At 48.4% G+C, this 13324-nt stretch carries 10 protein-coding genes; 5 read left to right on the top strand and 5 right to left on the bottom strand.

The window, feature by feature from the left end; translation table 11 throughout:
- Together Q7P67_RS02550 and Q7P67_RS02545 are read left to right on the top strand one after the other, a co-directional pair.
- Positions 1–1603: acyltransferase family protein (locus tag Q7P67_RS02550; RefSeq protein ID WP_303850315.1), on the top strand; the 1603-nt coding region annotated here is incomplete at its 5' end.
- Between the two features lie 83 nt (positions 1604–1686).
- Positions 1687–2526, top strand: a complete 840-nt coding sequence (locus Q7P67_RS02545; RefSeq protein ID WP_303850314.1) for a glycosyltransferase family 2 protein — start codon at positions 1687–1689, stop codon at positions 2524–2526.
- 1 nt (position 2527) lies between these two features.
- Here Q7P67_RS02545 and Q7P67_RS02540 read toward each other — a convergent pair whose 3' ends face one another.
- The 5 genes from Q7P67_RS02540 to speA all read right to left on the bottom strand — a co-directional run bounded on the left by Q7P67_RS02540 (position 2528) and on the right by speA (position 9432).
- Positions 2528–4099 carry a glycosyltransferase family 4 protein gene (locus tag Q7P67_RS02540; RefSeq protein WP_303850313.1) on the bottom strand — a complete coding sequence of 524 codons (1572 nt, stop codon included), beginning with the start codon at positions 4097–4099 and terminating at the stop codon, positions 2528–2530.
- Between the two features lie 67 nt (positions 4100–4166).
- On the bottom strand, positions 4167–5057 hold the full coding sequence (gene speB, locus Q7P67_RS02535) for an agmatinase (protein ID WP_303850312.1): 891 nt from the start codon (positions 5055–5057) through the stop codon (positions 4167–4169).
- The gene (nspC, locus tag Q7P67_RS02530; RefSeq protein WP_303850311.1) at positions 5054–6223 is read right to left on the bottom strand and encodes a carboxynorspermidine decarboxylase; all 1170 of its coding nucleotides are present in this window, start codon (positions 6221–6223) and stop codon (positions 5054–5056) included. The genes speB and nspC overlap by 4 nt, the downstream gene beginning before the upstream one ends.
- Before the next feature lie 2 nt (positions 6224–6225).
- A complete protein-coding gene (locus Q7P67_RS02525) occupies positions 6226–7443 on the bottom strand; it encodes a saccharopine dehydrogenase family protein (RefSeq protein WP_303850310.1) in 1218 nt (405 codons plus the stop codon).
- Between the two features lie 63 nt (positions 7444–7506).
- Positions 7507–9432 (bottom strand): biosynthetic arginine decarboxylase, encoded by a 1926-nt coding sequence (gene speA / locus Q7P67_RS02520; RefSeq protein ID WP_303850309.1) that lies wholly within the window; start codon positions 9430–9432, stop codon positions 7507–7509.
- Positions 9433–9811: 379 nt separating this feature from the next.
- Here speA and Q7P67_RS02515 point away from each other — a divergent pair, with 379 nt between their 5' ends.
- Genes Q7P67_RS02515 through Q7P67_RS02505 form a run of 3 tightly spaced genes read left to right on the top strand, consistent with a single transcriptional unit; the run spans position 9812 to position 13272 of the window.
- A complete protein-coding gene (locus Q7P67_RS02515; RefSeq protein WP_303850308.1) occupies positions 9812–11062 on the top strand; it encodes a PAS domain-containing sensor histidine kinase in 1251 nt (416 codons plus the stop codon).
- Positions 11062–12360 (top strand): sigma-54 dependent transcriptional regulator, encoded by a 1299-nt coding sequence (locus tag Q7P67_RS02510; protein WP_303850307.1) that lies wholly within the window; start codon positions 11062–11064, stop codon positions 12358–12360. Before Q7P67_RS02515 ends, Q7P67_RS02510 begins: the two co-directional genes overlap by 1 nt.
- Entirely contained in the window at positions 12361–13272 is a 912-nt protein-coding gene (locus tag Q7P67_RS02505) for a DUF2860 family protein (RefSeq protein ID WP_303850306.1), read from the top strand. It begins immediately after the preceding gene.
- Positions 13273–13324: the final 52 nt, after the last annotated feature.

The following is a 13324-nucleotide window of genomic DNA, read 5'->3' as shown; positions in this document are numbered from 1 at the left end:
TGACGCACAGGCGGAGACAAAGCCCCTCCTGCATACGTGGTCGCTGGGAGTAGAGGAACAATTTTACATATTCTTCCCTATAATGCTGATGCTCATTGCCAGATACGGCAGCAAGAAATATATCCGGTTTGCGCTGACCCTGTTCGTCATCTCTTTCGGGCTTTCCGTATGGGGAACGAAAACGCATCCCGAAGCGGCGTTCTACCTCATTCCGTTCCGCACGTGGGAACTGATGCTGGGCGCGCTGATATCCCTCGGTTTCTTCCCGAAAACGGAAAAACCGCTCTATCTGCATATCATGTCCCTTGCGGGCTTTGCGATGCTCTGCATAAGCGTTTTCGCTTTCGAAACAACAACGCCCTTCCCCGGTTATGCGGCGCTTCTGCCCTGTCTGGGAACCGCGCTCATCATCATGGCGCAGGGTGGTATTGTAAACCGCATACTCAGTCTTAAACCTGTCGTCTGGATAGGGCTTCTGTCATACTCTCTCTATCTGTGGCACTGGCCTTTATTCGCGCTTCGCAACTACTGGGAGAGCATCCATATCCCGGCGTTTTATAAATCAGATATCTTCCTGATATTTCTGACCTTCGCGTTCGCATCCTTCTCTTACTATATTGTTGAAAAACCGCTGCGCATTAAAAAGATACAGAACAAGAAACTCTTTTTCAGATACACCTACGCCGTTATGGCGGCGGGATGTCTCGTGGGCGGATATGTCATAGTCAAAGACGGTCTGCCCGAAAGGATACCCGCGCAGGCGGCTGCTTATGCCAAAACAGCCAAGGGAGCATACGAAATTCCAGCATGTTACGGAATGAAGCCTGAAACCATCACCCTCGGCGGACTCTGCATAATGGGGGATAAAAACGTCAAGCCGTCCTATGTGCTCTGGGGCGATTCCCATGCACTTGTTCTGGCGGACGGGATGGACGCATACGGCGAAGCTCACGGCATATCGGGCATACTGGCGGCTAAGGCTGCATGTGCGCCCCTGCAAGGCGTCACCCGCTCCACAAAGCCAAAAAACTTCGGATGCGTGGAGTTCAACGATAAGATCATCAGCCTGCTCAACGATTCCGACATTAAAAACGTTATGATAAACGCCAGATGGCGAGCGGCTTCCGAACCTGTCGCTCCTCACTTTTTCATAAAAGACGACGCTACGGTGAAATCATCCGCAGAGGAAAACCCCAAAGTTCTTGAACGCGGACTCGGACGCACCCTTGCCGCGCTTAAAGGTAAAAACGTCTGGTTTGTTATGGACAATCCCGATTTTCCATACGACGTGCCGCGTGAACTTGCGAAACTCACCGTGCTTCAGAAATATCTTCCCGCCCTCGCCGAAAACACGAACGTGGGCATAACCAGAGATGAATACGAAAATGAGAATCAGAAAGTGCGCGGTATACTGAAAAATCTTTCCTCAACATACAACTTCGGCACGGCGGAACTCGCCGACGGACTTTGCCCGCAAAACAGCTGTATAGGCGAGAAAAACGGCACTTCGCTATACATTGACGACAACCATCTGTCACCTGCCGGAGCCTTTCTGGCAGCGGAAGGAATCGCACCTATGATTTCTAAAATGGTGTTTCAATAAAATATGTTGAAATTGTCACGCTAAAGAGTATAAGGAATGTGTCGGAATGTCTCAAATTTTTGAAAATTGCCGGTGTAGGGAAAATGAAAGTCAGTGTCATCACTGTTGTTAAAAACAACGAAAGGACTATCAGGCAGGCGATAGAGTCCGCCATCAGTCAGAGAAATGTCGATCTTGAGTACATCGTCATAGACGGAAAGTCCACTGACAAAACCCTCAAGATAATCAAAGAATATAAAAGCAGGATTTCCGTTCTTATCTCCGAAAAAGATAAAAACCTTTACCACGCCCTGAACAAAGCGGTTAAACTCGCCACAGGTGACATAGTGGCAATTCTGCACTCAGACGACGTCTACGCAAACGACACGGTGCTTTCCGACGTTGTGAAATGCTTTGAGGAAACAAACTGCTCAACGGTTTACGGCGACCTCGCCATCGTCCGCCACGACGATTCGGACAGGCTTGTAAGGTACTGGAAAAGCGGCAGATTCAGCAAAGCAAAACTCTTCATGGGATGGATGCCTCCCCACCCGTCTTTCTTCGTTAAGCGGGAGCTTTATCAGAAATACGGGCTTTTCGATACAAGTTTCAAAATATCTGCCGACTACGACCTCATACTGCGCATTATGAACAGCGAAGGCGAAAGATCATGCTATCTGCCCAAGCTGCTTGTGAAAATGCGGGCGGGCGGAGCCAGCAACAATACGCCGAAAAACCTCATGAGAAAGATGAAGGATGACTATCAGGTCGTAAAAAAGCATAAGCTGGGCGGTCTTTTCACCGTTGTGATGAAAAAGATAATAAAAATGCACCAGTATCTTGTGCCGGATGCCCTGTTGCCTTTCAAAAAGATTCCTGCGGATGTTTTTGCCCAGAACCACATGGCAAAGGCAAGCTATATCACCGGAAAAACGGGGAGATAGGTCAGACTATCTCTTTTACGTTCTCAGGTTCTCTGTGCGAAATAACGTACACGAAAGCTGATTTGAAAGGGATATAAAGCAGCAGGCTCACAGCAACGGTTATAATATAATCGTAAACCCCTTTTCCGCTTAAAACCCATATTGACAGCACCATGAAAAAATTCAGCAGATCAAAAGGAACGAAAACCCTGGACAGCCGGAAAAATCTGGGGAGCATTACTATGCTTACGCACAGACCGCACACAGCAAGAACAGCCAGACCCTCCTTTCCGGCATAATAAGCCGCCGCAAAAAACAGCCAGTAAGCAGCAAGACTGGAATAAAAAAGCTCGCTGACACTGCTGACCCTGTATGCCAGAAGAACCGATGCTGTCATAAAGAACAGCAGAACAGCCGTAAGCCCCAACTGAGGGTAGGAACCGGAACGGAAAAAAACAAGTGCTGAAAGCAGTGTGCTCAACACTATTACACCCGTACTCAAGGCGAAACCTGTCTTGTCCGCCTTCATACGAGCCAGACATTCGCGGCTGCGCTCCTGCATTATTCTGCTGTTGATGTCGCCTATTAGCCTGCCGAGATTGGCAAAATTCAGAAACTTGATCATCAGCAGGAAAACGTAAAGTATCACCACTGCCAGAAGAACCATATACAGCTTACGGTCACGGAAAAAAATAAGCGCCAGCCCTGAAAGAACGATAGACAGTGAATAGAACACCATAAGAGTCTGTCCCATGCTGAGGTTCAGGTCTAAAAGTTTATGGTGAAGATGCTCCCTGTCTGCCCTCATGGGGTTTTGCAGACGCAGAAGACGCCGAACAATAGCAAGAAAGGTATCAAAAAGAGGAATCAGTATAAAAAGTGTCGGCATGACTACCGACATCACCGTATTCGTTTTAAATGATGAGGAAAGCGACAGAACGGCGATGTTGAAACCAAGAAACAGACTTCCCGTGTCGCCCATAAAAACAGACGCTTTCGGAAGGTTATACCTCAGAAAGCCCAGTATCCCGCCGAGAAAAGCCAGAGAAACTGCAAAATTCATTCCGCCTTCTGCGTATGAAGCCACCATAAGGGAACCGAACGCCATGAAAGATATGCCTCCGGCAAGCCCGTCCACACCGTCTATAAGATTCACCGCATTCGTAACCAGAGCTATCCAGAAATAGGTGACGAGAATTATGAGAATATCGTTGTTAAGCCATGTAAGCCATGGAATATAGAACTCGAACCGCACATCCATAACAAAAACAACGACAGTGGCGGCGAGCGCCTGAAAGAAAAGTTTTTGGAGAGCAGAGGCACCCCTGCTGTCGTCGTAAACACCGATTCCGATTATTATCATGTTTGCGAGGGCAAGATAAAGGTAATGCACGTCTGTCTTACAGAATATCAGAACGGACAGGAACACACCTGTAATGATCCCCAGCCCGCCGAGGCGGGGGGTGTGACCGGAATGTATCTTCCTCTCGTCGGGAATATCTATTATTCCGAGCCTGACTGCCATGTCTGTAAACAGCGGCACTGTCAGGGCACTTATCAGAAAAGAGAAAAGCAGGATGTTCAAACTGTTCATACCCGTCCGTGAAATATGAAAAACTTAAACAATAATACCGTTTTGTAACGGTTTTGTACAGAAGATTTCAGGAGATGGAAAACAGCTTGCGTACCCCAATGCTGCGTGAAACATAACCCATTATGTTGTAAACCAACTGTGCCGCGGTGAAATCCGCACTGTGCAGACCGCTCATAGGAGCATATTCGACAACGTCAAACCCTATACAGGTGCGCTGTCTGGCGATGCTTTCGATGAGCCGCATAGACTGAAACCATGTCAGACCGCCCGGCACCGGAGTGCCCGTTGCAGGCATTACAGATGAGTCCAGAGCGTCAATGTCAAATGTGATAAATACCTTTTCCGGGAAATCATCAGGCAGACGGAAGGCATCAGTCCCGTCTCGATCAATGTCCTCTGCGTCCATATAGGGTATTTTATTATAAAGTCTAAGCTGGTGCTCCTCAAGGCAATAACTCCTTGTGCCGAGCTGGTATATAGGTATGCCCTTGTCGAAGGTGCGCTTCATGACGCAGGCGTGGCTGAATTTTGAACCTTCATAGCTTTCACGCAGGTCTGCGTGGGCATCGAACTGGACAACGCCGAATTCCGTACCGTATTTTTCGATGAGTGCGTCTATGACCCCGTTGGTGACTGTATGCTCGCCGCCGAGCACAACCGGTATCTTTCCGCAGACAAGACATTCAAGAACCGCGTCCTTTATGTTTACAATGGACTGCCCGTGCCCGCCGGAGCAGTCAACGGGCTTATATGTGCAGATACCGTACTGAGCTGGAGTGCTCTTTCCATCAAAAACCTCAAGCTGACATGAAGATGAGAGTATCGCCGCAGGACCTTCAGCAGTGCCCGAACCGTATGACACTGATTTCTCGTATGGAACCGGAATAACGTGAAAAAGAGCCTTTTCCGGCTCTGACTGAGGTACGTCGTCCCCATGGAAATTGATGTATTCGCTCATGACAACCTGTTCTTATAATCTTCGTAGCCGAACCTGCGCACAACCTCCAGTGTACCCTTTTCAAGGCTGAACACCGTCAGGTCGGGAAGCTCCACACCGTTAAAGTTAGTATTTTTCACAAAAGAGTAAAGCGCCATATCAGTGAAAACCAGCCTGTCACCGATTTTCAGTTTTTCAGGGAACGAATAGGTGCCTATGAAATCCCCCGCAAGACAGGAGATACAGCCGATTTTGAAATCGTGGGCAAATTCCCCCGCCTGTCCCGCACCGACAAGCACGGGGCGGTAGGGCATTGCCAGAACGTCCGGCATATGTGTCTCGGCGGATGAATCAACAACGGCTATATCGACCCCGTTGCGTATCACATCAAGCACCTGAGTGACGAATACTCCGGCGTTCAGAACCACAGCCTCTCCCGGCTCCAGATAAACCTGAATACCGTTATGGCGGCTGCGGAAACCGTTTATTGTTTCGCAGAGCAGTTCCACATCATAATCATCACGGGTGATATGGTGCCCGCCGCCGAAATTTATCCATTTCATCTGCCCGATGAGATGTCCGAAACGCTTTTCAAAGCTCGCCAGCACACGGGTCAGAACATCGGCGTTCTGTTCACACATGGCATGAAAATGAAGTCCGCTTATGCCTGTCAGGTCAACGCCTTCAAGATCTTCTGGATTCACTCCGAACCTTGAACCGGGCAGACAGGGGTTATAAAGCTCAACCTCAACCTCCGCATGTCCGGGATTGACACGCAGCCCCACTTCAATGTTCCTGCCTGAAACGGCTATAGCTTCCCTGTGGGTATGCCACTGGCTGACGGAATTGAACACTATATGATCGCTGAACTCAATGGTGCGCGCCATCTGCTCATTTTTAAACGCGGGCGAGTATGTGTGTACCTCCCGCCCGAACTCCTCTCGCCCCATCTGTGCTTCTATGGGTCCGCTGGCACATACCCCGTGGAGATACTGCGCTATGAGCGGAAATACTTTAGGCAGTGCGAACGCCTTCATGGCAAGGAGTATCTTCGCCCCTGTGCGCTTCTGCACTCCATCCAGAATCTCGCAGTTGCGGCGTATCACATCCTCGCTTATAAGGTAACAGGGAGTCTCCACCCTGTCGGTTATCTCTTTCGGGAAATCCGATATAGTAAGGTTGCTCATTATTACGCGGGAAGCTCGCCGTTAAAGTCCACAACCTGCCACGGCAGACCGCACCTGTTCAACTCGTTCATGAACGCGTCGGGGTCAAGCTGCTCAACGTTGAAAACGCCCTCGCCAGTCCAGATGCCTTTCAGCATCATCATTGCGCCTATCATGGCGGGAACTCCTGTGGTATAGGAGACAGCCTGTGCCTGAACCTCGCGGTAGCACTCTGCGTGGTCGCAAACGTTATAGATATATTTTCTCAGCTTTTCGCCGTTCTTTTCACCGTCAAATACGCAGCCTATGACAGCCTTGCCGGTATAGTTAGTGCCCAGACTGCCGGGGTCGGGCAGGAGCGCTTTCAGAAACTGAAGCGGTATTATCTTCACACCGTTGTATTCAACCTCGTCAATGCGGGTCATGCCGACGTTCTCAAGCACTTTGAGGTGTGTGATGTAATTCTGTGAAAAGGTCATCCAGAAACGGATGCGTTTCAGACCTCTTATATGTTTCACCAGTGATTCCATCTCCTCGTGATAGAGCAGGTAACTCTCTTTAACGCCCGCCTGCGGGTAGTCGAAAGGGAAATGGATACAAGTGTCGTCGAGAATTGCAGGGGTTTCCACCCACTCGCCCTCTTTCCAGTGGCGTACAACCTGTGTCACTTCGCGGATGTTTATCTCAGGGTTGAAGTTGGTTGCAAACGGATGTCCGTGGTCGCCAGCATTGCAGTCGAGTATATCTATGGTCTCAATGCTGTCGTACATGTGTTTCTGTGCATATGCGCAGAAGATGTTCGTAACACCGGGGTCGAAACCACAGCCGAGAACAGCCATAAGCCCTTTCTCTTTGAATCTGTCCTGATAAGCCCACTGCCATGAATATTCGAAATGGGCGGTATCCTTGGGTTCATAATTGGCTGTGTCCATATAATTCACGCCTGTTTCAAGGCACGCATCCATAATTGCAAGATCCTGATAGGGCAGGGCAACGTTCAGCACCAGTGCGGGTTTTATGCTGTTAATCAGCTTTACGAGGTCTGCAACGTCGTCAGCATCCACAGAATAGGTTGCAACGTTGACGCCGTACAGGTCTTTAACCTCTTTCGCTATCAGGTCGCACTTTGATTTAGTGCGGCTTGCAAGATGGATATCCGAAAATACATCCGTATACTGTGCGCACTTTTTAACAACAACGTTTCCGACGCCGCCGGCGCCGATTATAAGAATTTTTGACATTATTTTCACTCCTCAGATTACTTATTGGACTGTCACGCCGCTCCACTCATCGCAGACACGTTATCAGTCTTTTTCAAAATATGTATATCCGCGCAGCCCCTCGTCGAACCCGTTGAGGATGTCCTTGCGTTCCTTTCCGGAGATGTAGCCCTGCTGAACCGCATCCTCCGCTATCTTTTTAAGCCTGTGCTTCATGCTCTTAACGTCATATTCGACGTATGAAAGCACGTCAGCCACCGAATCACCCTCAAGTTCGCGCACAACCTGATAGGAACCGTCCATGTTCACATTTATGGACACTACGTTTGTATCGCCGAAAAGATTGTGCAAATCGCCAAGCGTCTCCTGATAAGCACCGACAAGGAACACGCCGAGGTAATATTCGTCGCTGTCCTTCAGATCGTGCAGAAGGATGGCATTTTTGTCGTGCGAATAGTCGGGAAAGTTATCTATCTTTCCGTCGCAGTCGCAGGTTATGTCCGAAATTATCGCCGGACGTGTCGGAGCCTCGTTCAGCCTGTGGATAGGCATAACGGGGAAAATCTGGTTAATAGCCCATACGTCGGGAAGCGACTGGAACAGCGAAAAGTTACCGTAATATATATCGTAAAGCAGCTTGTCTATGTCCTGCACGTCCTTTGGAACGTGGGTCATTGTTCTGGCTGTGGATGATATTTTCATAAGTATATGGCGCACGAGGTTTTCAGCCATGGCTCGCTGACGCAGGGTTATCTGTCCGTGCTTGAAAAGCTGTCTTGCCTGATTTCTGTAGAACAGCGCATCGTTACAGCTCTCCTGTATGCTTCGCGGCGAAACGTCGTTGAAAGTCACCAGCAAATTGTCAAGCAGTCCGCCGTTGCATTTCGGCAGTTCATCGGGTATCGGATGAGGGATAAACGTTGAAACATCCAGAACATTGAACAGCAAAACTGAGTAATAAGCAACAGTTACGCGACCCGACTCCGTAATTATGGTCGGATGCGTAATCCCTTTTTTGCCCAGCACGTTCATGATTGATTCCACAACGTCATAGCAGTATTCCTCAACGGAGTAGTTACGGCTTGAGTGGTAGTTTGTGTTTGAACCGTCATAGTCAACAGCAAGCCCGCCGCCGAAGTCTATGAACCCCATGGGGGCGCCTTCGTTGACGAGCTCCTCATATATACGGCAGGCTTCAAGAGCCCCCGCACGGATGTCCCTGATGTTAGGTATCTGAGAACCGATGTGATAGTGAAGAAGTTTAAGGCAGTCCAGCTTGTTCTCTTCTTTCAGTCTGTCCAGAACGTCCACCATCTGACTGATGTTCAGACCGAAAACACTATTGTCGCCGCCGGATTCAGACCACTGACCTTCCGCCTGTGTTGAGAGCTTCCCGCGAAGTCCCAGAAGCGGACGCACCTTGAGTTTTTTTGCACGCTCAAGGATAAGGTCAACCTCACCCGGCACCTCTATAACGAAAAAGCATTGATAGCCCATTTTAACGGCGTTGAGACCGAGGTCTATAAACTCCTCGTCCTTGTATCCGTTGCAGATAAGGCAGGCATCGCGGTTCTGCAGCATACTGATAGCCGCCAGAAGCTCAGGCTTACTGCCCGCCTCAAGTCCGTGGTTAAACTCCTTTCCGAACTCTGAGATAGCTTCGATAACCTGTTCCTGCTGGTTAACCTTGATGGGGAAAACGCCCTTATACTGCCCCTGATATCCTGTGTCCTCTATGACCTTGCGGAATGTCTGGTGCAGCAGTTTTATCTGTGAACCGAGAATATTCTCGATGCGCAGGATAACGGGCATACTCATGCCGCGTTCCTCAATCTCCTGAACGATATCATAAAGGCTGATGCGCGCTCCGTTGTCCTTTCCGAAAGGCGTAACGGTAACATCGCCCAGCGGATTAATTGAAAAATAATCCGCACCCCATTTGTTGATCCCGTATAGTTCTTCGGAATCCTGTATGGTCCAGTTCTTACATTTCTCAGGGTCACGCCACATAAGCAAACTCCCGCCGTTTATCTTGAGACAGGGAAATCTACGGAAAAACATTTCGAATGTCAATATAATACTATCACTCAGCTACTATTTTCCATTAGAATTATATCATTGCCGCCTAAAAAAATCAAAAAAGCAGAGAAATTTTTAATTACCCGCCTTATCATACTAAATAACTGATAATTAATAAATTAAACAACGATATAACAGTTTTATGACATGAAAATCAACATTATTTTACAGATTATGGCGTACTTTTAGCCAAAAAATTAATGATTACCGCGTATTCTTTAGCGGGAAACAAAAGTGTGTGCAGAATTTGCACAGCAGGAGGCAAATTTTACCAATGTAAATTTTTGACACTGTGGTGTATTATTTCTTTATGACATACACAGCAGCCAAAAAACTTAAAAACCTTCTTATCGCAGCGCTTGCTCTTAACCTGCTCGTAATTTTTGCCCAGATATACAACACTGCGGCCACTATCAGGAGTGCAAAGAATACTCTGGCTCTCACCGGATTCGCAGCCCTTACAACGTTTGAAGGCGGAAGGCGCGCTATGATGGCTCTCGACCCGGAATTTGCCCCCCGCTTCAAAACGTTCCTGCGGGAATCAGCCGGAACCTCTGCCGTTCGTTCCATCTATCTGTTCGACAAGGACGGAAACGTTCTTCTCAACACAGGGGACATAGAACTGCCGAAATTCCCATTCAACAGCAAGCTGGTGCTCCAGACATCAGAGGGCATAATGGTTATAAAACCCATCAAACCGCATCATTTCGGCATGGGAATGGGCATGGGGATGGGCAGAATGCGCACCGGAACCGAAAACATGAAAACACCCATAGCATACGGCGGCGCTCTGGTTGACGATACAAATCTGAAAAATCTGCGCGCATCCCAATACAGTTTTCTTGGAGGAGTCGTTCTGCTTCAGATACTTCTAGGAGTCGTCTTTTTCTACAGCTTCCGCCTTTCCAGACAACACTCTGAGCAGGCACGCCAGCTTGAACTTGCCGAACGCGAAGCCGAAATGGGCAGAATGTCGCTTGTTATGGCACATGAACTTAAAAACCCTCTCAGTTCCGTAAAAGGACTGATAGAATATTCCGCCAAAAAAAGCGAGGGAACGGCAAAGGACATTGCCGAGCGCTGCGTTGAGGAACTTTCACGGCTGGACAGGATAGTGAACGATTTCCTCACCTACGGGCGGGATATGACCCTTGAAAAATCGGATATTTCCATACTCGAGCTTGCAAAGCGTACCGCTGAACTCCTTCAGGCGGATGCAGAGGCAAAAGACGTCACTATCAGCATAACAGGCGCAAACGTGCCGCTGCACGCAGACGGCGCAAAGATGATGCAGGTGCTCTTTAATCTTCTGCTCAACGCTGTTCAGGCTTCGCCCTCTGGCGGAGCCATAAGCGTAAACGTTACAGGAAACTCTCTCATAGTTTCAAATAATATATACGGTCAACTGCCTGATTCCGGCAAGATCGGCACCCCTTTCTACACCACAAAGACTGTCGGAACTGGGCTGGGGATAGCGATTGTTAAAAGGATACTTGCCCTGCACGGATTCGGACTTGAAATACATGCTGACAATAAATTTATCGTGGAGATAACTTTCTGATGAACATACTCATTGTTGACGACGAGCAGAACCACAGGCTGATGCTTAAACTGCACCTTGAAGATGCCGGACATACAACAAGTGAGGCAGCTAACGGCATGGAGGCGCTCGCCATGATGGACAAAGCGGCATATGACGCTGTGCTTCTTGACATGAAGATGGACATCATGGACGGAATAACCACTCTCGGCATGATGCGTCAAAAGGGAATCGCAACACCCGTTATCATCATAACCGCATTTTCCACAGTCAAAACCGCCGTAGAGGCTATGAAACTGGGTGCAGCGGACTACATCACAAAGCCAGTGGACATTCAGGCGCTGCTTGAAACCCTTGAAAACTGTGCATCGTCCGGCGCAGCCTGCGAGTACACACCTGTTCAGGGTTACGTTTTCGGCGGCGTGTATTCCGAAACCGGACTCGGCACCATTATAAACCAACTGAAACTGGTTGCCCCAACAGACGCAACAGTCCTTATTCTCGGTGAATCAGGCACAGGCAAGGAACTGGTGGCAAGATCCGTTCACGACAATTCCCGCCGCAAGGATAAACCATACCTCGCTATCAACTGCGCCGCACTGAGCGAAAATATCATCGAAAGCGAGCTTTTCGGGCATGTCAAAGGCGCTTTCACCACCGCTGTTAAAGACAAAACCGGACTCTTTGAGGCGGCGGATGGCGGAACACTGTTTCTGGACGAAATTGGCGAACTCTCCCAGACTGTCCAGGCAAAGCTCCTGCGTGTTCTTCAGGAGGGCACATTCGAAAGGGTAGGCGACACAAAAACCATTAAAACCGACGTGCGCATCATTGCCGCCACCAATAAAAACCTTAAAAAACTTTCTGAAACCGGAAATTTCCGTGAAGATCTTTATTTTCGTCTGGCTGTTTTTCCTGTGGAAATACCTCCTCTGCGTGAGCGGAAAGAGGAACTGCCCGCACTGGTAAGATTTTTCATTGAAAAACACTCCAACAGATTCGGAAAACTTGTTAAATCTGCGGACGAGGCATATCTGCGCGCCCTGAAAAACTATTCATTTCCGGGCAACATCCGCGAACTGGAAAACCTTGTGGAACGCAGCATCATATTAACAACGGCACAAAAGCTGGAAGCCTCCACACTGCCCCCTCTGGGCACCAGACAAACCGCGGGACTGAGCATACGCAATAACGAGCGTGAATTAATTGTGAAAGCATTACAAAAAACCGGAGGAAATAAATCCAAAGCGGCGGAAATCCTTGAAATATCGCGCCGGACACTCCATAATAAGCTGAAAGAATTTGATATAGAGGATTAAATGAAGTTCACAACTCTGCTTTTTTGCCTGCTGCTGACTTTTTCAGCTTATGCGGAAGATAAAATATCCGGTTATATCTCCGGCGGCGTTATCGTTATCAATTCCGACGACAAACTGATCCCGGACGGCGAAGCAAAGGACGTGCACTTTGATACTCTGACAAAAATCGGCGCTATCATAACAGGTGAAATGAATTATAAGCCTAACGAACGTACAAGGCTGCATTTCGGCATACCCCAGACAGACCTTTTTCCGAAATTGGAACTCGGCGTTGCCCGCGAATTTGAAAACAGGACAAAAGCAGATCTATCCATAATCGCAAGTCCCCTGGACAAAACATGGCAGAACCCTTATACCGACAACAGACACGAAACTGATGCGGAAAGTTACGGGATCAGACTTAAACTGCGCAGGTTAATAGGCACAGGATTTTTTGCCGAACTGGCTCGCATGAAGCGAAATATAAGCAAGGACACCGCTGAGGATGCGTACTCAACTCTCGGCAGAACCGGAAACGACACAGAGCTTAAAGCAGGATATACCTTTGTCAAAAACAAAACATTAACAGATGTTTTCGCAAAATACACTGTAGGCGACAGAGAAGGCGAGGCTGAATCATTCAAAGGCTACGGAACAGGCATCAAGGTCACCGCATTCACAAAAGACAGAAACCTGCTGGTATTCCTTCTTGCACTGGACAAGGTTGAATACGAAGCGGACAACCCATATTTCGGCAACACAAGAGAAGAGACATCATACGGAGCAATGGCACTTTACACCCTTAACGACGTTTTCGGATTTAAAGACAAATTCATTTCATTTTCAGGAGGATACGGCGCACGCGAGGCAAACGTTGACTTCTTTGATGCTGAATCGTTCTTCGCCGGAGTCGGCGCAGGTTTAAACTTTTAACCTTTTCCTCCTGTACAAAAAGACCAATACTGTGTAAATTAGATTATAATAC

This window comes from Seleniivibrio woodruffii, from assembly GCF_029267515.1.
Lineage (GTDB): Bacteria > Chrysiogenota > Deferribacteres > Deferribacterales > Geovibrionaceae > Seleniivibrio > Seleniivibrio woodruffii_A.
The sequence above is the reverse complement of the archived record's forward strand: the minus strand, read 5'-3'. Positions and strand labels throughout refer to the sequence as shown.

Bases quoted from the DNA above. Each gene is read 5' to 3' on its own strand.
- Q7P67_RS02545 (WP_303850314.1), top strand. From the start codon at position 1,687: ATGAAAGTCAGTGTCATCACTGTTGTTAAAAACAACGAAAGGACTATC.
- Q7P67_RS02540 (WP_303850313.1), bottom strand. From the start codon at position 4,099: ATGAACAGTTTGAACATCCTGCTTTTCTCTTTTCTGATAAGTGCCCTG.
- speB (WP_303850312.1), bottom strand. From the start codon at position 5,057: ATGAGCGAATACATCAATTTCCATGGGGACGACGTACCTCAGTCAGAG.
- nspC (WP_303850311.1), bottom strand. From the start codon at position 6,223: ATGAGCAACCTTACTATATCGGATTTCCCGAAAGAGATAACCGACAGG.
- Q7P67_RS02525 (WP_303850310.1), bottom strand. From the start codon at position 7,443: ATGTCAAAAATTCTTATAATCGGCGCCGGCGGCGTCGGAAACGTTGTT.
- speA (WP_303850309.1), bottom strand. From the start codon at position 9,432: ATGTGGCGTGACCCTGAGAAATGTAAGAACTGGACCATACAGGATTCC.
- Q7P67_RS02515 (WP_303850308.1), top strand. From the start codon at position 9,812: ATGACATACACAGCAGCCAAAAAACTTAAAAACCTTCTTATCGCAGCG.
- Q7P67_RS02510 (WP_303850307.1), top strand. From the start codon at position 11,062: ATGAACATACTCATTGTTGACGACGAGCAGAACCACAGGCTGATGCTT.
- Q7P67_RS02505 (WP_303850306.1), top strand. From the start codon at position 12,361: ATGAAGTTCACAACTCTGCTTTTTTGCCTGCTGCTGACTTTTTCAGCT.